19 protein-coding genes are annotated in these 23,949 nt (G+C 66.5%); 10 read left to right on the forward strand and 9 right to left on the reverse strand.

Annotation, left to right across the window (positions count from 1 at the left end):
• Nucleotides 1–176 precede the first annotated feature (176 nt).
• Nucleotides 177–341 (forward strand): hypothetical protein, encoded by a 165-nt coding sequence (locus D8670_RS21185; protein ID WP_162994367.1) that lies wholly within the window; start codon nucleotides 177–179, stop codon nucleotides 339–341.
• A 303-nt stretch (nucleotides 342–644) separates the two neighbouring features.
• On the opposite strand, the gene D8670_RS18740 is transcribed toward D8670_RS21185, so the two are convergent.
• A complete protein-coding gene (locus D8670_RS18740) occupies nucleotides 645–1,979 on the reverse strand; it encodes a nickel pincer cofactor-dependent isomerase, group 22 (protein ID WP_121819634.1) in 1,335 nt (444 codons plus the stop codon).
• A gap of 126 nt (nucleotides 1,980–2,105) precedes the next feature.
• Here D8670_RS18740 and D8670_RS18745 point away from each other — a divergent pair, with 126 nt between their 5' ends.
• From D8670_RS18745 to D8670_RS18755, 3 genes are all read left to right on the forward strand, one after another.
• A complete protein-coding gene (locus D8670_RS18745; protein ID WP_121819635.1) occupies nucleotides 2,106–3,434 on the forward strand; it encodes a glycerate kinase type-2 family protein in 1,329 nt (442 codons plus the stop codon).
• Between the two features lie 139 nt (nucleotides 3,435–3,573).
• A complete protein-coding gene (locus D8670_RS18750; RefSeq protein WP_121819636.1) occupies nucleotides 3,574–4,605 on the forward strand; it encodes a zinc-dependent alcohol dehydrogenase in 1,032 nt (343 codons plus the stop codon).
• A gap of 291 nt (nucleotides 4,606–4,896) precedes the next feature.
• Nucleotides 4,897–5,937 (forward strand): lactonase family protein, encoded by a 1,041-nt coding sequence (locus tag D8670_RS18755; RefSeq protein ID WP_162994368.1) that lies wholly within the window; start codon nucleotides 4,897–4,899, stop codon nucleotides 5,935–5,937.
• A gap of 8 nt (nucleotides 5,938–5,945) precedes the next feature.
• On the opposite strand, the gene D8670_RS18760 is transcribed toward D8670_RS18755, so the two are convergent.
• Entirely contained in the window at nucleotides 5,946–6,827 is an 882-nt protein-coding gene (locus tag D8670_RS18760; RefSeq protein WP_121819638.1) for an NAD-dependent epimerase/dehydratase family protein, read from the reverse strand.
• A 795-nt stretch (nucleotides 6,828–7,622) separates the two neighbouring features.
• On the opposite strand from D8670_RS18760, the gene D8670_RS18765 reads away from it, so the two are divergent.
• The 3 genes from D8670_RS18765 to D8670_RS18775 all read left to right on the forward strand — a co-directional run bounded on the left by D8670_RS18765 (nucleotide 7,623) and on the right by D8670_RS18775 (nucleotide 10,083).
• Entirely contained in the window at nucleotides 7,623–8,936 is a 1,314-nt protein-coding gene (locus D8670_RS18765) for a site-specific integrase (RefSeq protein WP_121819639.1), read from the forward strand.
• 156 nt (nucleotides 8,937–9,092) lie between these two features.
• Nucleotides 9,093–9,278 (forward strand): hypothetical protein, encoded by a 186-nt coding sequence (locus tag D8670_RS18770; protein WP_121819640.1) that lies wholly within the window; start codon nucleotides 9,093–9,095, stop codon nucleotides 9,276–9,278.
• 202 nt (nucleotides 9,279–9,480) lie between these two features.
• Nucleotides 9,481–10,083 carry a hypothetical protein gene (locus D8670_RS18775; protein ID WP_193569439.1) on the forward strand — a complete coding sequence of 201 codons (603 nt, stop codon included), beginning with the start codon at nucleotides 9,481–9,483 and terminating at the stop codon, nucleotides 10,081–10,083.
• Between the two features lie 116 nt (nucleotides 10,084–10,199).
• Here D8670_RS18775 and D8670_RS18780 read toward each other — a convergent pair whose 3' ends face one another.
• Nucleotides 10,200–10,412, reverse strand: coding sequence for a hypothetical protein (locus D8670_RS18780; protein ID WP_121819641.1), 213 nt, complete (start codon nucleotides 10,410–10,412; stop codon nucleotides 10,200–10,202).
• A gap of 250 nt (nucleotides 10,413–10,662) precedes the next feature.
• On the opposite strand from D8670_RS18780, the gene D8670_RS18785 reads away from it, so the two are divergent.
• Entirely contained in the window at nucleotides 10,663–11,424 is a 762-nt protein-coding gene (locus D8670_RS18785) for an IclR family transcriptional regulator (protein WP_121819642.1), read from the forward strand.
• Here D8670_RS18785 and D8670_RS18790 read toward each other — a convergent pair whose 3' ends face one another.
• On the reverse strand, nucleotides 11,425–12,663 hold the full coding sequence (locus D8670_RS18790; RefSeq protein WP_121819643.1) for a CaiB/BaiF CoA transferase family protein: 1,239 nt from the start codon (nucleotides 12,661–12,663) through the stop codon (nucleotides 11,425–11,427).
• 217 nt (nucleotides 12,664–12,880) lie between these two features.
• On the reverse strand, nucleotides 12,881–14,518 hold the full coding sequence (locus D8670_RS18795) for a thiamine pyrophosphate-binding protein (RefSeq protein WP_121819644.1): 1,638 nt from the start codon (nucleotides 14,516–14,518) through the stop codon (nucleotides 12,881–12,883).
• 606 nt (nucleotides 14,519–15,124) lie between these two features.
• On the opposite strand from D8670_RS18795, the gene D8670_RS18800 reads away from it, so the two are divergent.
• A complete protein-coding gene (locus D8670_RS18800; protein ID WP_121819645.1) occupies nucleotides 15,125–16,348 on the forward strand; it encodes an iron-containing alcohol dehydrogenase family protein in 1,224 nt (407 codons plus the stop codon).
• A 1-nt stretch (nucleotide 16,349) separates the two neighbouring features.
• On the opposite strand, the gene D8670_RS18805 is transcribed toward D8670_RS18800, so the two are convergent.
• Together D8670_RS18805 and arcD are read right to left on the reverse strand one after the other, a co-directional pair.
• A complete protein-coding gene (locus tag D8670_RS18805) occupies nucleotides 16,350–17,480 on the reverse strand; it encodes an ABC transporter substrate-binding protein (RefSeq protein ID WP_121819646.1) in 1,131 nt (376 codons plus the stop codon).
• 155 nt (nucleotides 17,481–17,635) lie between these two features.
• Nucleotides 17,636–19,081: an arginine/ornithine antiporter ArcD gene (gene arcD, locus D8670_RS18810; RefSeq protein WP_121819647.1), complete on the reverse strand. Its 1,446-nt coding sequence runs from the start codon at nucleotides 19,079–19,081 to the stop codon at nucleotides 17,636–17,638.
• Between the two features lie 211 nt (nucleotides 19,082–19,292).
• On the opposite strand from arcD, the gene D8670_RS18815 reads away from it, so the two are divergent.
• Nucleotides 19,293–20,063, forward strand: a complete 771-nt coding sequence (locus D8670_RS18815; RefSeq protein ID WP_121819648.1) for a creatininase family protein — start codon at nucleotides 19,293–19,295, stop codon at nucleotides 20,061–20,063.
• Between the two features lie 404 nt (nucleotides 20,064–20,467).
• Here the strand turns inward: D8670_RS18815 and D8670_RS18820 are convergent, their stop codons facing one another.
• Together D8670_RS18820 and D8670_RS18825 are read right to left on the reverse strand one after the other, a co-directional pair.
• The gene (locus D8670_RS18820; RefSeq protein ID WP_121819649.1) at nucleotides 20,468–22,411 is read right to left on the reverse strand and encodes an archaea-specific SMC-related protein; all 1,944 of its coding nucleotides are present in this window, start codon (nucleotides 22,409–22,411) and stop codon (nucleotides 20,468–20,470) included.
• Between the two features lie 557 nt (nucleotides 22,412–22,968).
• The gene (locus D8670_RS18825; RefSeq protein WP_121819650.1) at nucleotides 22,969–23,832 is read right to left on the reverse strand and encodes a fumarylacetoacetate hydrolase family protein; all 864 of its coding nucleotides are present in this window, start codon (nucleotides 23,830–23,832) and stop codon (nucleotides 22,969–22,971) included.
• Nucleotides 23,833–23,949 lie beyond the last annotated feature (117 nt).

Below are 23,949 nucleotides of genomic sequence, written 5' to 3' on the forward strand. Positions count from 1 at the left end.
CCGCAGATTGCGAGACCTTCGAACTAATCGATAGAGGTGCGTCGGCGGGACTACGACTAGGTCTCGCTGGCCACCCGATCTCCCGAGGGGTTCGAACAGTGTCCGTCGCGGATCCGGAACTGGCTATTTAGTGATACATCCGAACGACCATGTAGCATCGCATAGTTGCGTCACGCATGACCGCCACAACGTACGACTGCACCTGCGGCGCGACCCTCCGATTCAAGCAGGACCTCGCGAAGGAGCAGGGCGTTCCCTACCCGACGTGGAAGTGCCGGCAGTGCGGCACGCCAGTCCCGGGGACGGTCGCCGAGAAGTTGCGGCATCAGCATCCGTCGTAACTGCCCGGCCCCTCCAGCACTATCTCTGTCGACGGTTTCGTGGGCGCCGAACCGACGTTCTCCCACGGAAATAGATGTCCAGATGGGTTGAACGGCCCCGTCGCGATCGTCCGCTCGTCGGAGGCTGTTCCTTACAAAAATAGTATCGTAATACGATGAAAGCGGAGTCGCGTAACCGAAGGCGGAGTTCGCTCAAGACGTCGCCGGGGTGTCGGGGTTTGGGGCTCGGACAGACTGGACAGCGTTCAATACGGTTGAACACTACGTATCGTGACGATCCACATCCATCCGGACGCCGACGAGTCAGGTCTCGTGGGGCGGGGGCGCGGCGAACGCGCCGTCGTCGAACTCGATCGGTGCCGGCTCCCGCACCACGCGGAGGTCCTCGCGTTTCCGCGCTGCGTCGACGAGCGCCGGCGAGGCGTAGAGGCGGTTCAGATGCATCGTGTCGGCGGCGCGGAGGACGCGCACCTCGTCGGGGTCGACGACGCCGATGGTCGACAGTGCGGCGGCGAGTCCGGCCCGGTCGGTCTCGACGACCGGCGGCAGGCGGACGCCCCGGATCGTGCTCGCGGTGATGGCGTTGATAAGCGTCGTGGGCGCGTCGAGTTCGGCAGCGACGTCCTCGTGGACGAGGTCGGCCGACCCCATCCCCATCGCGTTGCCGTGGGTGGTCTGCGTGAGGCCGCGGACGTAGATCCGTTTGACGTGGGGGAGCTCCGGCTCCGGCTCGTTGATCGCGAACGGCCGCCTGCCGATGACGTTCGTGTCCAGGCCCTGCCCGCTGATGTCCTTCCCCTGGCGGTCGAGGACGAGGGCGTCGACCTCGTCGAACGGGACCTTCGGCATGATCTCGTAGGCGGTTTCGAGTAGTTCGGCCTCGCGGTCGAGGAAGCCCTCGGGCCGGATCCCCTCCACGATGGTGGTGTCGTCGTGCTGGTCCTCGACGATCGCGACCCCGCCGACGACCGGGAGCTCCGCCAGCAGTCGCTCGGTGATCTCGGGGATCATGTTGCGGAAGCTCCAGTCGACCGCCCACTCGTGGGCGATCTTCGCGCCGCGTTGCTTCCCCATGCCGATGACGAGCATCTTCGAGAGCCCGCTCTCGACGGTCCCGTCGAAGTCGGTGTGGGGCTTGACCCGGTTGACGGGCAGGACGGCGTCCGCTGTGACGGCGTTGGCGTCCGCGACCACGGGCACGCCCCTGTCGGGGGTCTCGCCGACCTGCACGACGTCCATGCTCGATCTGATCTCGCAGCCGACGCGCTCCTCCGTGACGCCCAGCTCCTCGATCATCTCGCGCTGGCCCTCGCCCGTCGCGCCGCCGTGACTCCCCATCGCGGGGAAGATGAAGGGGCGGTAGCCGCGGTCGTCGAGCCCCTGAACGACGCCCCGGACCAGTTCCGGGAGGTTGGCGATCCCGCGACTGCCGACGCCGACGGCCACCTCGCCGCCCACCGGAACGTCGTCGAGCGCGAGGGCCCCCACCGCCGCGGCGGCCCGGTCCGCGATCTCGTTTTCGGGGATCGGGTCGGTGTCCCACACCTGCTCGATCAGGCCGAACTCGGGGATGACGGTGTCGCCGCACGCCTCCAGTACGGTCTCCTCCGGTACCGATAGGTCCTCTACGGTGTCCATACCGGAGACGCGTGCCTGAAACGCATAAAGATACTGTCCGCGACGGGTCGATCTCTTGCGGCGGTCGAAGGCTTGCAGTCGTTGCGCTCCGGGACAACTATGTGGCTACCGATACGTGGTGGAGGTATGATCGAGAACAGAGACAGGATCGGGAAGAGCGCGGACCACGCCCTGGCGCTCGACTGCGTCGTGGCCGGGATCGAGGCCGCCGATCCGGCGCGGGTCGTCACGGATCGGATCGACCGAGACGGATCGACGCTCGACATCGACGGCGATCGGTACGACCTCGACGAGTACCGACGGGTGGTCGCGGCCGGCGGCGGCAACGCGGCGGCGACGATGGCTCGAGCGCTGGAGGGGCTTCTCGGCGACCGGCTCGACGGCGGCGTCGTCGTCACGGACAACCCCGTCGAGACGAACCGCGTGACCGTCCGTCTGGGCGACCATCCCGTTCCGAGCGATCGCGGGGCGGAGAGCACGCGCGAACTCCTCGCCGTCGCGGACGACGCGGGGGAGGACGACCTCCTGATCGCCGTGGTCACAGGCGGCGGAAGCGCCCTCATGCCCGCGCCGGCCGGCGACCTCGCGGTCGACGACCTCCGGCGGACGACGGAGGCGCTCCTCGCGTCCGGCGCGACGATCCACGAGATAAACGCCGTCCGCAAGCACCTCTCCGAACTGAAGGGCGGCCGCCTCGCGCGTCGGGCAGCGCCGGCGACCGTGGTCGGACTCGTGGTGAGCGACGTCGTGGGTAACGACCTCGACGTCATCGCGAGCGGCCCGCTGACGCCGGACGAGTCGACGTACGGTGACGCCCGCTCCGTGCTGGACCGGTACGACGTCGACGTTCCTGCGGCGGTCCGGCGCCACCTCGACCGCGGTGCCGAGGGTGACGTTCCGGAAACCCCGTCGGCGGCGGACCCAGCGTTCGACCGCGTCCGCCAGCACGTCCTCGCGGATGGCAACACTGCGCTGGAGGGGGCAGCGGCGATCGCCCGAGAGCGCGGCTACGAACCCCTGATACTCAGTTCCCGGATCCGGGGCGAGGCGAAGGAGGCTGCGAAGTCGCTGGTCGGCATCGCGGAGGAGTGCGCGGCGACCGGAACGCCGGTCGAACCTCCGGCCGTGCTGCTCTCCGGCGGCGAGACGACCGTGAAGATCCGCGGTGACGGTCGGGGCGGCCCGAACCAGGAGTTCGCCCTGAGCGCTGCGCTCGAACTGGACGACGCGTCGATCACGGTCGCCAGCGTCGACACCGACGGGATCGACGGCAACTCCGACGCCGCGGGCGGAATCGCCGACGCCGGAACGGCGACGCCGCGGGCGGCCGCGCAGCGGGCGCTCGACGAGAACGACGCCGGCGGGTTCCTCGACGACCGCGACGGTGTCATCCGAACGGGGCCGACGAACACCAACGTCAACGACCTCCGCGTGTTCGTGGTGTCGTCAGAATAGCAGCCATCGGTCGCCGTTCGTCGGCAACCGAAGGTCGTTCAGCACTGCACCGATAGACTAGTTACTCTCCTCGGCCACGACCGTCCTGATCCAAAGCTATTAGAGGTAGCCGCCGGGATCGACACGTGCTCGTTCATCCATGAAGACGATAGTACAGACGGACCCCCAGTCCGTCGAGATGCAGGAGCGCGATGCACCTTCGCCGGACGCCGGGGAGGTACTCGTGAAGGTTCACTCGGCCGGGCTCTGCGGGAGCGACGCCCACGCCTACAAGTACGAGGGCGGCTACGAGTGGATCCCGATCCCCCGGATCATGGGCCACGAGTACTCCGGCGAGGTCGTCGAGGTCGGCGCCGACGTGACAGACTACGAAGCGGGCGACAAAGTGGTCGAGGAACCGATTCACGACTGCGGCCGCTGCTTCCAGTGCAATAACGGCCAGCCGAACGTCTGTCAGAACTTCTCCATCACCGGGATGCACCGGGACGGGGCATATGCGGAGTACGTCACAGTCGAGTCGCGGCACCTCCATCCGGTCCCCGACGATGTTCCGCTCCGCCATGCGGCGATCACGGAGCCGACCAGCATCGCTACGCGCGCGGTGTTCGACCAGTCGGAGACGACGCCGGGCGATACCGTCCTCGTCGAGGGGCCGGGCCCGATCGGCGTCCTCACGGCCGCCGTGGCGGACTCGCTCGGCGCGAACGTCCTCGTCTCCGGGCTCTCGCAGGACACGAAGTACCGGTTGCCCCTGCTCGACGACCTCGGGATCGAGACGGTCAACGCCGAAGAGGCGGACGTCGAGGAGCGCGCGGCGGCGTTCACCGACGGTCTCGGCTTCGACGTCGTGTTCGACACGACGGGCCACAGGAGCGGCGTCGAGATGGCCGCCGACCGCGTCCGGAAGGGCGGCCAGATCGTCGTCGTCGGCCTCCCGGGCGAGGACAGCGAGCTGTTCATGACGCCGCTGGTCAGGGGCGAGGTCGACCTGAACACGTCGTACGGTTCCACGTGGCGGAACTTCGAGCAGGCGCTCCGGCTCATGGAGCGCGGCGAGATCGCCGTCGACGAGATCGTCGACGATTCGTTCGACGTCGCCGACCCGGACGCGGCGTTCGAGGCGTTTCTCGCCTCGGAAACCTGCAAACCCGTGTTCAGCTTCGACCGCTGATATGACACCTCATGTTGGGGACCTCTACCGCAGTGATAACGGTCCCGCCGAGCCCCCGGTTCCGGGGATCCACTGCGCCGAGATCCACGAGGGCGCAGGCTTTCGCACGATCGACGGCCGCGAGTACTGGACCGGTACGCCACATATCGAAGACGACCGACAAGGGGGTGATACGGACGGCACGTCAACCACCGATTGAGACCCGCTGCCTCTGTGACTTTCGAGCCGACGTTTTCCTCGTTTTCGACGCCGTTCGGTACACCGAAGTTCCCGGTCGACGTTCCGGTCAGTATGAGCGACATCGGGCTGATGGGATCGTACACGCCGTCGGGCGGCACCGGACTCTACAGCTACCGCGTCGACCGCGACGGAACGTTCGAACGGCTTGATGAAGCCTCCGAGCGCGACCCGTCCTTTCTGGCGGTCCACCCGTCGGGCGAGTTCCTCGTCGCGGTCAACGAGGTCGACGACGGCGCGCTGACGACGTACGCGGTCGACCGGGAGTCTGACGCGCTCTCCCATCGCGACCGGGCGGGAACGGGCGAAGCGGGACCGTGCCACGTCGCCGTCGACGCGACTGGGTCGTACGCGGTCGCCGCGCACTACGTCGGCGGTGCGGTGACGGTACATCCCCTCGGCGAGGACGGGTACGTCGGCGAGCCCGCGGACGTCGTTCGCCACGATGGGTCGAGCGCACACCCGGAGCGACAGACCGAACCCCATCCGCACTCGGCGGTGTTCGGTCCCGAGAACGAGTACGTCTACGTCCCCGACCTCGGCACCGACCGCGTGTACGCCTACGCGTTCGACGCCGCCGACGGGACGCTCCGCCCGGCGTCGACGCCGCACGTCGACCTCCACGACGGGGCCGGACCGCGACACGCAGCCGTTCACCCTGACCGCGAGGTCCTGTACGTGCTCAACGAGCTCGACGCGACGCTCGCTGCGTTCGATCTGGGAGACGAGGGGCGGCTCACACGGTCCGCGACTGTCGAATCGATCCCGGGCGGAGCGCCCGAGGGGACCATTGCAGCCGACGTGAACGTACACCCCTCTGGCGACTGGGCGTACGCATCGAACCGCGGCCACGACTCGATAACGTGGTTCGGCCTCCGCGACGACCCCCGTCGCCCCAATCGCGCAGGGTCGACGCCGACGGGCGGCGAGTGGCCCAGGAACTTCGCGCTCTCGCCAGCGGGGGACCGGCTGTTGGCCCTCAACCAGCGGTCGGACTCGGTCGTGCCGTTCCGGGTCGGCGAATCGGACGGGACGTTGCGGAGAACCGGAGACCCCGTCGCCGTCGACAGGCCGTCCTGCCTCCGCTTTCTCTAGGCACCCGGTTAGAGGTCCCGCCAGCTGACCTCGGGTTCCCAGCCGAGCAGGTCGCGGGCTTTGTCGACGCTGATGAGCGACTCCGTCCCGTCGAGGTTCTGGCGGACTTCGGCGTCGGGAAAGTACTTCTCGGCGAGCGCGTCGGAGGCGGCGTCGGCCGACGTGTCGGCGGCCACCGCCCAGAACGCCTCGTGGCCGTCGAACTCCGTCTCGACGGCGCGGCGCGCGATCCGGGCTGCGTCGTCGATGTGGACGTACGAGAACACCACGTCTCGGGTGGTGTGGTGCCACCGGTCGTCGAGCGCCGCGAGCGGGCGATTCTTCTCCACGAACTCCTCGCGCAGTTCGTCGCTCGTCGCGACCCAGGGGTAGCGCAGCGAGGCGATCGACGGGGAATCGGGGAGCCGGCCCACCCCGTCGGCGGTCACCTCCATCGCGTGCTTGCTGACGGCGTAGGGGTCCCGCGGCGTGAGGGGGTGCTCCTCGTCGACGGGGAGGTACTCCACTTCCGTGGGCTCCTCCTGGTACGCGGCGCCCATGACGTTGATGCTCGACGGGAGGATCACCGAGTCGAGGCCGAGCTCGCGAGCGGCCTCCAGTACGTGGTAGGCGGATTCCACGTTACTCTCGTATGTCCGGAAGCCCGGATGGTTCGTGGGTCCCGGAATGGTCCCCATGTGGACCACCGCGTCGGCGTCGATACGCGCGAGCGACCCGTACACCTCGCCCGCGTCGAGCATGTCGGTCGTTCGGTACTCGTCGGAGACATCTTCGTCGCGCTTCCCGCGAGAGAGGTTCGCGGTCCGGTAGCCGGTGTCGTTTAGTTCCGCCAGGATCGCCTCGCCGATCTTGCCGTTCCCCCCGGTGACAGCGACGCAGTCTATCGCCATACGTCACGTTCGAAGGGTACCCTGTTATATATTTCCGACCTCGCGCCGGGCTGCGGGCGGGGGCGACGAACCATCCGCACACACAGTGCAGAGCAAATATCGGTCTGCGACCGCCGCCAGCGAGGCCACGAAGGTTGGCCAGGTCCTAACGTGTCGGACCACAAAGCGAGGAACGTTTAGTGCTACCTCACATCTCCCACGAGCGGTGGACCTCGCGGCAAGTCGGTGTCACAGGCGCGCTCGTCCACTCTAGGACTGGTCACCGTTCGCCATGGCAGTCCCCCTCGCTTAACTGTCCGTCGTTGGAGCACGTAGATATACCTTACTCGGTTAGGTGTGTCTTATCGTCAACTTCTGACCGGACCGCGCGCGGTGCCGCCGTGTACACCGACGGAACTCTCAGCCCGAATCCGGGGCAGTAACCACTCCGTGATCCCCGCAGAGAGCGCCGAATTCCCCCGAATTGCTCCGTAGAAGAGCGAACGAGAACGAGGTAGCGTCTGCTGTTACCTCGCCGAATTCTATATATCGTAATAGAATTTAAAATTCGCCGAATCGGCCCAGACGGCCGCCAGGGCCAATCAGAGTCGGAATCTCTGATTCGGACTGCCGTTCTATGTTACGCACGCTTAGTTGAGAAAGCGTGCGTAAGATATTCAACGTCCCCCTACGTCCCCCCATGCTGACGAGAACCGCGATACATGCGCCACCGCCGCTCCCCCGCCGAAACGCGGGCACGAACCGACAGAAACGCCGCCTCAGGTACCCAATGTCCAGTACAGCGGGTGATCCGGAGTGCGTAACGAGCGGTCGTCGGAGACGCCCATCGCCAGCACGTTCCCGAAGTTCCTCACGGACAAGGGGAAAGGCCAGCGCGGCGACGACGGGAACTACCGACGCGACGCCGAACGCGAGCTCGACCGGTTCCTACGCTGGTGCCGGGGCGACGCCGCCGACCCGGCGAACGCCGAACCGCCGGCAGAATGGGACGGCCTCCGTCCGCCGTCCGAGCGCGACCGGGACGTGACGTTCGCCGACCTGGACGCGACCGCGTTCGGGGATTACGCCCGTTACCTTCGGGCCTCGGGGCTCTCGAACGGCACGGTCAGGACGTACTACGCCCACGTCGCTTCGTGGTGCGGCTGGGCCCACGGGCAGGGGTACGTGCCCCGACACTACGCGAGAGAATCGGACGCGGAGGATCCGCTGCCGAACGACGACGGGCGCCGCCCCGGTGACCAGCAGGCCTGGACGCCCGACCACCGAGACCGCATCACCCGATTCGTCGACGAGCGGGCCGAGGCGGCGATAGACCGGTTCGCGGACCTCGACGTACCGCCGTGCGAACGCGATGACCCCGAGAGCACGGCCCGTAGAGAGAAGGAGAGCGCCCGGTTCGAGGCGGTGAAGCGATGCCGGGAGCGCGCACTGGCGTACGTCCTCGCCTACACGGGACTGCGGGCCGCCGAGTTCCTGAACGACCCGGACGACGACCGCGCGGGTCGAAACGGACTCCGGTGGGCCGACGTCTCGTTCGCGGACAAGAACGCGACGGTGTTCAGGAAGAAGCAAGCGTGGGACGAGGCCTCCCTTCCGGACCCGCTTCTCGGCCCGCTACGTCGGTATCGGCGCCTCCTCGATCCGCCGTCGGAGTGGCCCGTCTTCCCCACGCTGCACCGTCCTACCCTCGCGCGACACGTCACGAGCGAGCTGGCGGAGAACGGTCACGACGAGGGCGAGATCGTCCGAATACGCGAGGGGACATCCGACCTCCTCGTCGCCGCGGAACACGACCTTTCCCCGCCGCCGGCGCTGAAGCCGAACGGCGCTCGACGGGTCATGAAGCGCCTGTGCGACGACGCCGGGATCGACCTCGACGGCGACCGACACGGCTATCTGGCCCCGCACGGCGGCCGCCGCGGAATGGGCGAGGTGTTCGTCCGCGAGTTCGGCTACGCCGCCGCCGCGCGGTACCTCGACAACTCAGAGGAGCAGGTGCGAGACGCCTACCAACACATCGAGGCAGCCGAACAGGCCGACATGGCCGCGCAAGCGCTCGCCAGAACCGACGGGCGGGTTCGCGGCCCGTCGGACGCCGAACGCGACTGACGCTTCCGTGGACGACGCGGATCGGTCGATTAGAGAGACCAGCCGGCAACTGATCTCCTCGGCCAAACCGTCCGCGGGATTTAGTAAGATCACCTATAGATCATCCCAACGTGTTTTGGTCGAGGAACCTTGCTTTTAGAGCCGGTAAATATGGGTATGCACGGAAAACTGGCGTTCTTCAAAGACAGACTTCTCGGATCCGGTGATGGAACCGAGACCCCGGGTGAGCAGGACAGCTCAGATTGCGTCCTCTTCGAGTGTCCGGCATGCGGCTCCGTCCTCATCGAATCCTCCAACGACCAGTGCCCACAGTGCGACTCGGCGGAGCTCGTCGAGGTTTGAGAGGCCAGCGATACTATAAACCTCATACCGCTATACTGAATTTCACCCCTGAGGCGCGTAATGACGGATCAACCGGAAGCGGTGTCTCTGGGGAATCGCGGGAGTCGATACAGCACTACGGGGAGTGACAGTGGCGTAGGCGACTTTCGACGCCCGTGCCAGAACCGCCTTACCGAGCGGCGTGATTCTTTCCCAGTGGACCATGACCGAAAGATCGCCGAGGGCGAACGACAGTTCGACTCCTGAAAGCACGAACCGTCGGCGGTTCCTCAGAGGAACCGCCGCCGTCGCGACGACGGGCGCTGGCATCTCCGCATTCGGGGGCGTCGTGGCGGCGCACTTCCCGGCAGAACTCGACGTCGACGTACAGCCGGGCAACGAGGACAACTTCGTCGACCTCGACGAGCACGAGTCCGTCACCGTCGCGGTGTTTCGCAGCGAGTTCCTCGACGGCGACGGCGAGGCGGCGGTGTTCGACCCCACGGACGAACCCGTCCGGTATCGGTTCGGATCCCGGAGCGAACTGGACGACGGGGACGGTGCTCGGCCGACCGACGGCGGAACCGTGGAGACGTTCGACGCTCACAGCGAGGAGGGAGAGAGTCGCGCGGCGCTCGTGCTCGACTTCCCGGTCGCGGAGACGGGGTTCGACGGCGGCGAGGAGACGGCGTGGCTGTACTGGGAGCGCGACGACTCGGGCGAGCACGGCTACGCCGGGTACGATACCCTCACGGTGTATGAGAACGAGGTCTCGAACCACGAAATCGTCGACCTTCTCAGGGCATCGATGAACTCGACGTCGTAACGGGCGATCTTCGGGGCCACCTTCGAACGGTCCGACGCGGTCGATGATCCGGCGTTCTCGGGTTCTGGACTCGGAGAGCGTCTCCGCTGGTAAACTGGATCGCTTCTTCGAGTCGTCTACTGCTCATCCTCCGGAACGTCGATTGCCAGCGTGATCGAGACCGGATCGACCTGCTGGGACAGCATCACGTTCTCTACGGTCTCCTCGTCGACGTTGCGTACCGTTCCTTCGACGGAAAAGTCGATCGTCTGACCGTCGTCGCGTCGCGATAGTTCGAGGTCGCTGACGTCGGTCTGGCCGAGGTTTATCGAGACTTCTTTCGTGGGCATCAGGTTAGGTGATTCGACGGGAACACGCATAAAGACCGGGTGAGATTTGCGTCATAGAACCCGCGTAACAACCGATATCGACGGAATCTTCCCGTCCATCGAATGCGCAGATCGGGAGACTGCGAGTTCCCGCGGCGACCGACGACCGCCGCGCAACGCCTTACCGCGTCAGTCGGCGCAGAGCGCCTCACGGGACCGTAAGTAAGCCTCGACGGGTAGGTTTATCAGTTCAGTCGCCGAACTCGGGGCGATGACAGACGCCTCGCGGACGATCGGCGCGGTCGAGACGGCCTGCACCGTCATCGACGTGCTGGAGGACCGCCTCGAGGTCGGCGTCTCCGAACTCGCCGACGAACTGGGAGTGACGAAAGGGACCGCGCACAGCTATCTCGCGTCCCTGGAAAAACGCGGGTTCGTCGTCGCGGAAGACGGCCGTTACAGCCTCAGCCTCCGGTATCTCGGGCTGGGCGAGACGGTGCGGAACCGGATCGAGGCCGTCGACGTGGTCGAGGCGGAGCTCGCAGGGCTCGCGAGCGAGTTCGGCGAACGTGCCCAGTTCGGGATGCCGGAGGGCGGCAGAGCCGTCTACGTCCACCGCGAGACGGGATCCGAGGCGGTGAACTCGACGTTTCGCGTCGGCGACTACGAGTACCTCCACGCCGTCGCGCTCGGAAAGGCGATGCTCGCGCACCTCCCCGACGAGCGGGTCGACGCCGCGGTGGACGAGCACGGGCTTCCGGCGTACACGGAAAACACCGTCGCGACGCGAGCGGAGCTTGACGAGCACCTGGAGCGGATCCGGGAGCGAGGGTACGCGGTCGACGACGAGGAGCGGGTCCGTGGCGTCCGATGTCTCGCCGTGCCGGTGCTTCGCGACGGCGGCGACGTCGTCGGCGCGATGAGCGTCTCCGGGCCGAAGCGACGGATGACCGACGAGCGGCTGGAAGGGGAAATTCTGGACGGCCTCCGACGTGCCGTCAACGTGGTCGAGGTGAACGCCCAGCTGTCGTAACTACTCCGGCGGCGCGACCACGTCCTCGTCGACGAGCCGGTCGACGGTCGCGTCGTCGTACCCCGCCGCGGTCAGGATCTCCCGCGTGTGTTCGCCGAGCAGCGGCGGATACCGTCGGATCGACGTCGGCGTTCGGGAGAAGTGCATCGGCGACCCCGGCATCTCCACCTCGCCGGCGGTCGGGTGCTCGACGGACCGGCGCATGCCGCGGGCCTTCACCTGCGGGTCGTCGAACACGTCCGCCATGTCGCGGACGTCGCTGGCGGGAACGCCGTGTTCGTCCATGACGTCGAGGAACGCGTCCGTCGAATACGTGGCAATCTCCTCGGCGAGGAGGGCGTCGAGGTCGTCGCGGTTGTCCACGCGGTCGGCGTTGGTCGCGAAGCGGTCGTCGTCCGCCAGTTCCTCGCGACCGATCGCCTCGCAGAACCGCGGCCAGATGTTCTCGGACGCGACGGCGACGACGACGTACCCGTCGCACGTCTCGAACGCTTGATACGGGGCGATCGTGGGGTGCTTGCTCCCCATCCGTCCCGGCGGATCGCCGGTCGCGAAGTAGTTCGAGGCCATGTACGTCATCCACGCCACCTGCCCGTCGAGGAGGCTGACGTCGATCTTCTGGCCGCCCCCGCCACCGATCTCTCGCTCAAGCAGCGCCGCCAGAACGGCCTGCGTCGCGTACATCCCCGCGCCGATGTCGGCGATGGCGACGCCCACCCGGACCGGTATGCTGTCCTCCGCGCCGGTGATGCTCATGAGCCCGCCCTCCGCCTGCATGATGATGTCGTACGCCGGGCGGTCCCGGTCCGGCCCCCACTCGCCGTAGCCCGACAGCGAGCAGTAGATCAGTTCGGGGTTTCGCTCCCGCAGGTCCTCGTAGCCGAGACCCCACTCGTCCATCTTCCCGACGCGGAAGTTCTCGACGACGACGTCGGCGTCGGCCGCGAGGTCCCGGAACACGTCCCGACCCTCCTCGCTGGCCAGGTTCAGCGCTATCGAGCGCTTGTTCCGGTTGACGCTCAGGTAGTACGCCGCCTCGTCGCTCTCGCCGTACGTCGGCGGGTGCCAGCCGCGGGTCTGGTCGCCGACGCCGGGTCGCTCGACCTTGATCACGTCCGCGCCGAGGTCGCCCAGCTGCATCGTGCAGAACGGGCCGACGAGGACGCGGGACGCGTCGAGGACGGTCAGGCCGTCGAGCGGTCCCGCGTCGCCGTCCGGGTCTCTCGCTTCGCCGGTCATGATCGCTGACTGCGCGGGCCCCACAGATGTTTCTCCCGGTTTCCGATCCTGGTTGCCGACGCGCGAGAAGGAACGTACAGTTCGTTAACACTTGGTTAATTAGGGGACGGCTCCGCGTAGCAACGGCGACCCTATCCCACGGCGTCGGCCGAAGCACACGAGTGGGGACGCTCGCGGACGGACTACTTGCGTCGCCAGGTACGGAACGGGTGACGCGTCAGTCCCGCATCCATTCGCTCGCCTGCGGTTCTGCAGGGTCCGTCCGGACCTCGACGAGTTCCGGGTCGTCGGAGGCCAGGGCCTCGTCGAGCGCCGCGCGGATCTCGGCGGGCGTGTCGGCCCGCGTCGCGTTCACGTTCATCCCCTCGGCGACGGCGACGAAGTCGAGGGGAGCGTCGCCCCAGCCGTACTCCTGCGGCGCGAGGTCGTAGCTCCGGCCGGCCTCCTCGCTGATGATGGCGTAGTCGTCGTTGTTGAAGACGACCACGACGACGGGGAGGTCTTCGGCGGCCGCCGTGTGGAGTTCGTGGACGCACATCATCAGCCCGCCGTCGCCGGTCAGCGCGACCGACGGGCGGTCCGGATCCGCCGCTGCGGCCCCGATCGCGGACGGGAGCGCGGTCCCCATCGTCGCCCACGATCCGGGGTTGACGTAGCGCCGCGGTCCGTACGCCTCGAAGACGTTCAGGCCCCAGACGCGGAAGCCGCCGGCGTCGGCGGTCACGACGGCGTCCCGCGGCAGGGCCTCGCGGACTTCTCGGAGCGCCCGGACGGAGGTGAGCGGCTCGTCGTCGAGCAGCGATTCGATCCGTTCCTCGGTCGCGGCGCGGACCGATCGAGCGCGGTCGGCTCCGCCCGATGCGCGGATCTCGCGGTCGGCGAGCGCGTCGTCGAGCGCCGCCAGCGCGTCGGCGGCGTCAGCGACGATGCCGACGGTCGGGTCGTAGGCGGTGCCTACGTCGTCGGGGTCGAGCGTGACGTGGACGAACTCCGACGGGAGTTCGACGGAGAAGTTCCGGGTGCCGACCGCGTCGAGGTCGGTGCCGACGCCCAGCAGCGTCTCGGCCGAGGCCAGTTCGTCCAGCAGTTCCGGCGGCGCGCTGCCGCTCAGACACCCCGCGGCGAGTTCGTGGTCGTCCGGGATCGTCCCCTTCCCCTTGTACGTGGTCACGACGGGCGCGTCGAGGCGTTCGGCGACGCTCAGGAGTTCCGGCGTCGCCTCCGCGGCCCGAACGCCGCCGCCGGCAACGACGATAGGTGACGGGGAGTCCGCGAGCAGGTTCGCGGCCGTCGCGACGGCGTCCGCCGGGACGTCCGCGGCCTGCGGCGATCGATCGACGCTCGCCGCCGCGAGTGGGACGTCCATCCGCAGGAAGTTCTTCGGGACGCCGACGCGGACCGGCCCCTTCGGCGGCGTCCGGGCCGTCTCGACGGCGCGTTCGAGAACGGCGGTGGTCGACTCCGGGTTCTTCACGACGACGTTCTCCTTCACGACGTTGTCGTACGTGTCCGGCGGCGTCTCGTGGATCGCGTCGCCGCCGCGGAGCTCGGGCTCCGTCTCTATCGCGACGTGCAGCAGCGGCGTGCAGTCGTTCAGCGCGTTTTTCAGCCCGTTCATCGCGTTCATGTCGCCAGGCCCGGGGATGACGACGGTGGCAGCCATCTCGCCGCTCGACTCGGCAAACCCCCAGGCCTGATGGGACACAGCGGTCTCGTGGCGTGCGACGACGAACTCGATATCGTCGCGGCCGCCGATTCCCTCGTTCAGCGGCAGCGACTGCTTCCCGGGGATGCCGAACACCGTGTCGATCCCGAGCGATACCAGCTTCTCCACGACCGCGTCGCTGACGTCCATACTCCGCCCTCTTTCGCCGGCGGTAATTAAGGTCCCTTCTTCGCCGCCCAACCAGTCGTTCGTCGATATCAAACAGTGTGCCGGGCTAAGGATTGGGGAAGATCGACAGTCTGCGACACAAGTGGTCGATAATGGCTATTTAGGGCGAGGAAACCCACTGACCCAGAACCCCCAGTGCGTTCGAAAGTATCAAACAAATATCGAGGCGCACTGTTCGGGACCAGGATCAGCGGCGCGTAATGCCTCGGTTCAGGCTCGATCGATGGAACTGACTGGCGGAAGAGCGCGCTGGTGCAGCAGCGCCCGGGGTCGAAGCAATCGAACCCCGAAAAGGATTTGAAATTATCAAACAAATTCGTCCGGCTGTCGTATCGAGGATGTCGTGTCAAACCGATCGCCCGACGAGAAGAAGCGTCTGATCCGTCGTGCTCGGATTACATACTTACGGTTGTAAACACGTCGCAATGTAAAGTGAGCAGTAAGCTTACAATCGGAGCGGATGTTGACAGATATACAATTATTTACATTAGCGAGTAACACCAGCCGAGCGCGCCGAGACGATCCGCTTCAGATGATTACTTTGCCACAGACCTACTTGGCCCGCCCATGAGCGATCCTGACGACGCGACCGTCACGGAACGGTTCGAGTACGACCCGGGCGTGATACGGGTGGGGCGAGGAAGCGTCAGCCGACTGGACGAGGAACTCGACTCTCAGGGGATCGACCGCGCGCTCGTCGTCTGCGGGACGACCGTCGGTTCGACGCCGCCGGTGATCGATCCGGTGAAGGCCGGACTGGGCGAAACGCTCGCAGGAGTCTTCGACGAGACGACGCCCGCGAAGCAGCTGTCGACGGCCTTCGACGCCGCGAAGGCGTTCCGCGCGGCTGACGCGGACGCTATTGTGAGCCTCGGCGGCGGCAGTAGCCTCGACACGGCGAAGGTGGCGAGCGTCATCGCCGCCGCGGACCGGTCGCGGGAGGCAATCGGCCGGGAATTCGCGGAGCGGGGGACGATCACCGTCCCCGAGGGCGACCTCCCGCCGGTCGCGGCGGTACCGACGACGCTCGCGGGCGCGGACCTCTCGCAGCTGGCCGGGATCACGGCGTCCCCGGAAAACGGCCTCGTCGACGAGTCGGTCGGCGGGGGCGTCGGCGACCCGAAGCTCATGCCGGCCGCGGTGGTGTACGACCCCGACCTGTTCGAAACGACGCCGTACGAGGTTCTGGCAGGCTCCGCGATGAACGGGTTCGACAAAGGTATCGAGACGCTGTACGCGCGCAACGCCACCCCCATCACGGACGCGACGGCCGCTCGGGGGCTCTCGCTGCTGCGTTCTGGACTGCCCGCACTCCGCGAGGACGAGGACAGCGAGGTGATGGAACGGGTGGTCGAAGGGATCCTCCTCGTCCAGTACGGGATCTCTCGACCGGGCGAAACGACGCTCTCGCTGATCCACGCGTTCGGCCACGGCCTGACGGCTCACTCGGACGTGCAGCAGGGGCGGGCACACGCCATCGTCGCACCGCACGCGCTCCGCTACCTGTTCGACGAGGTCGACGGTCGCCGGGACCTGCTGGCCGACGCGCTCGGCGTGCCGACCGAGGGGCGGAGCGACGAGGCGGTCGCGAAGGGCGTCGTCGCCGTCGTGGAAGACGTCCGCGACGCGCTGGACATGCCGTCGCGTCTCCGATCCATCGGCGATCTTGACCGAGCCGATCTCGACGCCGTCGCCCAGACGACGGCGGACGACGGGCTACTTTCGAACGCGCCCGCCGGCCTCGACCCGACGCCGGCGGAACTGGAGCGAGTCCTCGACGCGGCCTGGTAGCCTACACGTCGCCCGCGACGATGTCGGCCACGGCCTGCCGGTCGAACAGTTCCTCCTCGACGCCGTACACCTGCCGCGCCGCGCGCTCGGTGAGAACGAGGTTCGTGATCGGCCCCTGATAGAGGGGTCCGCCGCGGTACACGTCGCCGTTCTGGACGGCGGTCATTTCGCTAGCCACGTTGTGGTCCTCCATGAACGCCCGCACGGTGTTCGCGAACTCGTCGGCCGTCTTGTTCTCCTGTCCGCGGAGGAGCAAGACGTCGGGATCGACGTCGAGCAGCGTCTCGTAGTCGATCTCGCCGCGGTTGCTGTGGAAGTCCTTCACGTCAGTGTCCGCGAGCGCGTCGTTCACCTGCAGGTCGCGCCACTGCTTGAAGCTCGTCCCCTCGTCGATGATGTACGGGCTGAAACTCTCGGGTTCGTCGCCGCTCGCCCAGAGGACGGCGACAGAGGGCCGCTCCTCCGCCGGCGGGACAACGTCCGAGAGCGTCGACTGGAACTCCTCGTGCAGCGAGACGAACGCCTCGTACCGGTCCGTCCGCTGGAACACCTCGGCGAGCTTTCCGAACGCCTCGTAGAGGGAGTAGTACTTGTAGTCGTCGTGCCAGGTGTACCCCCGCGAGAAGATGCTGTTCCCGAAAAACGGTCCGATCTGACTCTCCACTTCGTCGATGTCCTCCTGTTCCCAGTCGTCGGCGCGGTTCAGCAGGAAGTTGGGGTCCATCACGTGGACGTCAGCGTCCACCTCGTAGTACAGCTCCTTGTCGACCCCTTGGTCGAAGAAGCTGATCATGTCGCCCTTGTCCACGGAGACTCCGTCGATCGCGTCGTAGTACTGTGTGCGATAGCGGCGGGCGAGCCAGAGGCCCTCGGGCGGTTCGAGGCCGAGCGCGATACCCATGTCCGCCCAGCTACCGTTGTTCGCCACCCACGTCTCCGGGACGGCGTCGAACGTCACGTCGCCGACGGGTTCCATCGATACCGTGTACGAGTCCCCCGAGTTATCCGCGTCGCCGCCGCTGTCGCCGGAGACCGAGTCGAGACAGCCCGAGAGGAGGCCGGTCGCCGCAAGCGCTCCACCGGTTGCGAGTACCTGCCGCCGCGTCGACTGCGTGTCGTCGGATCGTGCCATCACTCTTTAGGGCTGCCTAAACCTACGTAAGTGCTTCGATGTTTAGGCACTCCTAAACCCTGGGAGGCTGCAAACGAGGCCGGATCGGGCGTCAGCGACCGGCGGCGAAAACCGGAAAACCGCTCCGAACGCCGGTCGAAGATCGCGAGAGCGCTTTAGTCGTCCGAGGGCACCGTTTCGGGGTCCGGCGCGGGCGCACCCGCAGTCAAGCCCTTGCCGGTCACCGCCATCGCGACGAGGACCAGCGGTGAGAGGAACGCGAAGAAGTAGTAGGGAGCGTACTCCAGCGTCGGCACTTCGAGGACGGTCGCCATGAAGACGCCGCCGGCGTGCCACGGGATGAGGGCGCCGGTCGGCGTCCCGACGGACTCGATGGACTTCGACAGCAGCGTCCTGTCGAGTCCGTACTCGTCGTAGAGGTCTCGAAGCGTCATCCCCGGCACTACGATGCTCATGTACTGCTGGGCGGAGAACAGGTTCACCGCGAACGCGGACGCGCCCGTCCCGACGACCAGCGACGCGCGGCCCCGGACCGCCTGAGCGAGGCGGTGCGCGAGCACGGCGATGACGCCCGTCTCTTCCAGAAGACCGCCGAGCGACAGCGCCGCGACGACGACGCTGATCGTCCACGCGGACCCGGAGAGGCCGTCGCTGGCCAGCAGTTCGTTCACGAGGTCGGCGCCCGTCTCCGGGCTCGTCCCGTAGAGGAACACGTCCCACGCGGCCGTGAACGCGACGCCCTGCAGGAGGATCGTCGTGCCGACACCGGCGAACACGCCGGCGACGAGGGTCGGGAGCGCGGGATACCCGTAGAGGGCGAGGCCGAACGTGACGACCAGCGGCAGGAACACGAGCGCGGAGAGTTCGTACGAGCCCGCGAGGGCGGTCTGGATGGTCTCGACGCGACCGGCGGGGATCGCGCCGCCGGCGCGGATCCCGAGGATCGCGTAGAGGACGACGGAGAGACCGAGCGCGACGGCCGTCCCGAGCCGCATCCCGCGGATGTGGTCGTAGAGGTTCGTGTTCGTCACCGCGGCCGCTAGGTTCGTCGTGTCCGACAGCGGCGACTGCTTGTCGCCGGCGTACGCACCGGTGAGGATCGCACCGGCCGTCATCGGCTCGGGGACGCCCAGCCCCGAACCGATGCCGATGAACGCGACGCCGAGCGTCCCCGCGGTGGTCCACGATGACCCGATCGAGAAGGCCACCACGGCCGCGAGCAGCGCGGTCACCGGGAGGAACACCTGCGGCGTGAGCAGCGACAGGCCGTAGTACATCAGGCCGGGGATGGTGCCGGCGCTGACCCAGGTGGCGATGAGCGCGTAGATCACGAACAGGATGAGGATCGCCTCGAGCCCCATCAGGAGGCTCCGGGCGATGCCGTCGTACAGGTCGTCCCACGAGAGGTCGAACCAGTACCGGCCGACGACGCCTGTCAGAACGATGCTCCAGAGCAGCGGCCCGTGCGGGTCGAGTTTGAGATACCCGGACCCGACGCCGAGGAAGACGATGACGCCGAGAATCGGCACCAGCGCCTGTCCCAGCGACGAGTGCCGGTCCGCGTCGAACGCCTCGAACGACGGGGAGTCGGTGGATGCCATGTGTAGCGCTGCTAATTACCTGAGGGCATTAAGAGCTACGGTTTAATTCATGATATGCATTACCAAACCGTGGGATAGAGCCGGAAAACCGCATCCAGACGGGATGGTCCGGCCCCGATCGATTCAGACGCGGAACGGCGGCTCACGGCCGACGTTCCCCCTGTTCGTCGGCCCCATCGTTCAAGCGTCGCGAGCGCATTTGTCCGACAGGATGTACCTCGGCGACAACGCCTGGCCGGACCTGGGGTCGTACTTCGAAAACGAATCGCTCGCGCTCGTGCCGCTGGGTTCGACGGAGCAGCACGGGCCACACCTGCCGGAGGCGACGGACCACCTGATCGCCGAGGCGTTCGCCCGCGAGGCGGCGGACCGCGCCGGCGTCCTCTGCACTCCGACGGTGAACGTCGGCGTCAGCTCCCACCACCGCCAGTTCCACGGCACCATGTGGGTCAGCCCGACGGCGTTCCGCGAGTACGTCGAGTCACTCACGCGTAATCTCACCTACCACGGGATCGACCGCGTCGTCTACGTGAACGCCCACGGTGGCAACGTTCCCCACCTCCGGGAGGTAGGGCGTCGCCTCCGCGAGGATCACGAAGCCTACGCCGTCGAGTGGATGTGGAACGAGAGCGTCCCGGAGCTGGTCGACGACCTGTTCGCCCAGAACGGCCCCCACGCCGGGCCGAAGGAGACCGCCCTGATCCAGCATCTCGCGCCCGAACTCGTCCACGACGACCGCTTAGAGGACGCGCGCGATGGGGGCATCGCCAGCGTCGCGGAGGCGGGGACGGTGGTCCACGGCGCGCGGACGTTCTACGACGCCGCAGACAACACCGACAACGGCGCGCTCGGCGACCAGACCGACGCCACCGCCGAGAAGGGAGAGGAACTGTTCGAGGCCGCGTGCGAGCAACTCGTCGCGCTCTGCGACTGGCTGAACGACCGGGAGTTCGAGGCCCTGCTCCCCCGCGAGCACGTCTGACGCGACGGCGAAGGGCGGCCGATCATCCAAGGGTAACCCGCGAGTTTTTCAAACATAAAGTTGGGTATAGGACAGAGTAGTTATAATATATATTATATAATCGGGCCTATTCATCAGTATCGATGCAGGTGAATTGGATTGAGAGGCGAAAGACGCATCTGTAATGTCTTGTCGCGGGATCTGCTCATTGAGGGACTGTAACGAGGTAAGCGTCGTTCATAGTCGAGTATAGGCCCTTTTACGGCAATCACTGCTTTATATCCCGTGGAACGTCTTCGAACACTGGGACTACTCTCTGCAACTTGTATCAGAAATATTCTATAGACACATCCGAGATAGATAGACCATCAGTCGAACGATTGGAGTCGATCGTTGCCGCCGAGAAACGGACTTCGAAAACGGAATTACGCGCCGATGTCTGCCACGGTGTGGTGGTCGACCTCCAGCGCTTCGGCGTCCTCCTGGAGGAGAGCGACCACGAGGTAGTCGACGTAGGATTCGAAGTACTCGACGAGTGCGGCGATGCGGTCGGAGTCGATCGGTTCGAGGGCGTCCATGATCATACACGGGACCTGCTCGTGGAGATCGTGGACCAGATAGCCCGCGAGCGCGAACACCAGTCCGGTGACCTCGCGCTCGCTCTCGCTGAGGTGGTCGACGGTGTCCTCGTAGGCGACGCCGCCGTCGCTGCTGCGGACTACGTGCAGTTCGAACGCGTTCTGCTGGACCTTCCGGCGGCCCTCGCGGACCTCCTTCTCGACGATCTCGATCCAGATGCGCTCGATGTTCTCGTAGTCGAGGATCGTCAGCACCTCGTCCATGTGCTCGTTGAACTCCTCGACGGCGTTCTCCTCGATGCGGTCGATCTTCGTCCGGAGGTCGACGAGTTCATCCTGTATCTCCTCGCGCCGGTCCTCGATCTCGTCCTCGCGCTCGATCTCCGCCTCGATCTCCTCGATCTCCTCGACGACGTCGTCGCGCTCGCTTTCGAGCTTCCCGAGCTCGTACTCGAGTTCGTTCGCGTTCCGGTGGAGGTCGAGCACCTCCTCGTAGGTCTCCGACTCCAGCTCCTCGACCTCGGCCTCCAGTCGCTCGACCTCGTCCATCAGCTCGCCCTTGCGGTCTGTGAGTCGGTCGAGCGCCGACTCGGTGGACTCGATCTCGGTCTCGGTCCGGGCGATCCGCTGGCGGACCTGTTCGACGTTCTGGCGTCGGCGCTCGTAGTCGCGCTTGCGCTCCTTGTACTCGTCTAGCTCCGACTCGAGGTCGTCCTTGTCGTCGAGCTTCTGGCGGCGCAGGTCGCGGAGGTTCTGGAGCGTGTCCTCGATGCGGTCGATGTCGACCTCGGAGCCGCAGGTCCAGCAGACCGTCTCCTGGTTCTCTTCCAGCAGTCGGTCGGTGAGCGCCCCCTCCTCGCCGCCGTCGGGCGCGGTCTGGATCGCGGGGTGGGTCCCCTCGCGCGCGTCGTCGATCATCTTCTCGTTGAAGCGGATCGTGTTCTGGAGCTCGCTTATCTCCGCGTCGAGCGACTGCTTCTGGCGGCGCAGGTCGTCGATGTGGTCCTCCAAGGTCTCCAGCTCTGCCTCGGGAACGGCGTCGAGGTCCTCCTCGCGCTCTTCGAGTTCGCGGCGCTCCTCCTGGAGCGAGTCACGGCTCTCCCGCTTCGTCTCGATGTCGTAGCGGACGTCTTCCAGTTCGGACCGCACCTCGCTGAGCTCCGACAGCTTCTCCTCCAGTTCGTCCTTCTCCTCGCGGCGGTCCTCGACCGACGCGTCGACGTCGTCGAGTTCCTCCTCCGCCGCTTCGAGCTCTTCCCGCGTCGACTCGATGTCGTCCTCGATGGACTGCTTTCGCTGTTCCAGGTCCGGGAGCCGCTGTTTCAGCGACTGCACCTCGGACAACTCGTCGTCGAGCCGCGACTTCTCCTCCTGCAGCCGTTCGATCTCGCTCTGGATGGCGTCGGTGTCGACCGGTCGCATGATGAGTTCGCGGAGGTCCGCCCCCGCCTCGACGGCGCGGCGGGCCTCGTTCGACTTCAGCAGAAACGCGAACAGGTCGGCGAGTTCGGGGTCGTCGAGGTAGCGGTCCCCGGAGACGGAGACGCCCGATCCCGTTCGCGTGAACGTGCGCTCGTACGTCTCCCCGTGGAGGTCGAGTTCGACGCGACCCTCGTCCGCGTCGGCTTTCAGCGATATCTGGTCGCTCCCGAGCCCGGCCATGACGGCCTGGAGGAACGACGTCTTGTTAGAGGCGTTCGGGCCGGCGAGGACCGTCACCCCCGGCGGCAGCTCCGCTTCCGCGGATTCGATACCGCCGATGTTCTCTACAGTAAGTCTAGCCGGTTCCATGATAGAACCAAGGGATGAGGTTCACAAATAGATTCGGGTTTCGTCAGCGCCGAACGGGCGCCGCGAACGCTCCGGGTTCGCCGGCGGGCCAGCGGGATCGGTTTCTCACTGAAACCTCTTTACACCCCTAATTTTGTAATCCCCACCGGTGGGTCCGACGCCCTCGCGCTCGGGGATGCCGCGCGTCCGGCCCTTCCGCGTTTCCCTATAGTGAACCCCGAATCGGCGTCTCGGACCGGCGCAGGGGAATATTTCCGTCCCCTCGGTCAGGGATCGTTCGCTAGGACGTTCGCATCTGGCTAACAGGCGTTCTATGTGTGTTAACGCGGGCACCGTCGGTGCTACCTGAGGTTCGTCAATATCGTAACCTCGTTTTCTATTACCGAACAACTAGGTGTCGATAGTAGCGACACTTTAGAACAATTCGGAGACAGTCTCGTCATGGGCATGTATGACGCGGTTCAGGGGGGCAGTATCGTCGGAGTCGCGTCGACGGCACGCCGGATCGGTTCGTCTCACTCGGACTATCTTTTGCCAATGACGAACGCCGGCCGTCGCTACACGTCGACGACGGGATTCGCGAGTTCGCCGATGTCCTCGATGCGGATGCTGACCTCGTCGTCCGCTCGGAGGGTGAACCCCTCCTCCGGAACGAGCGAGGTACCGGTGAGTAGGACGCCGAGTTCGGGAACGGTGTCGTGGGCGCGCCACCAGTCGACGAGTTCCTCGCACGTCCGGGCCATCTCGCCGGTCGAGGTTTCGTCCTCGTAGACGACGTCCCCGTCGCGGCGGATCTCCATCGACATCGTCAGGTCGTGCGGGTCGACGCTCTCCGCGGCGGTGACGCAGGGCCCGATCGAACAGCACCTGTCGTACACCTTCGCCTGCGGGAGGTAGAGGGGGTTCGCGCCCTCGATCTCGCGGCTGCTCACGTCGTTCCCGACCGTGTACCCGACGATCCGGCCGTCGTAGAGGACGATCCCCAGTTCGGGCTCCGGTACGTCCCACGACGAGTCCTCACGGACGCCGACGGCCTCGCCCGGGCCGACCGTCCGGCTCGGGGTCGCCTTGAAGAAGATCTCGGGGCGTTCGGCCTCGTACACGTCCAGGTACATCTCGGGCATGCCGCTTTCCTCCTCGCGGGCGGCCTCGCTTATCTCGTAGGTGACGCCCGCGGCCCACACCTCTTCGGGGACGACGGGACGGACCGCCTCGTCGAGCGACGCCCGGTCGACGGTCGGGGCGGCGTCGATCAGGTCATCGGCCAGGTCGTTCACGCCGGTCCCCGCGACGTCCGCCGCCGCCGCGAGATCGCCGAAGCCGTCGAGTCGCGGCTTCGCGGCCGTGAGGTCGTACGCTGCGTCGCCGTCGTCCGCGACGAGACGGGAGCCGTCGCCGTCGGGAAGGCGAAAGTATCGCATGGTGCCACCGACGGTCTAGGTCTTCATAAATCTCCCGTCGGCGCGGGACCGCGGCACCGACCCGCGAAGGCGGCGACAAATGATCGCGATCGCAAAGGGTTTTGCCCCCACGGAACG

Source organism: Halostella limicola, assembly GCF_003675875.1.
Taxonomy (GTDB): domain Archaea; phylum Halobacteriota; class Halobacteria; order Halobacteriales; family Natronoarchaeaceae; genus Halostella; species Halostella limicola.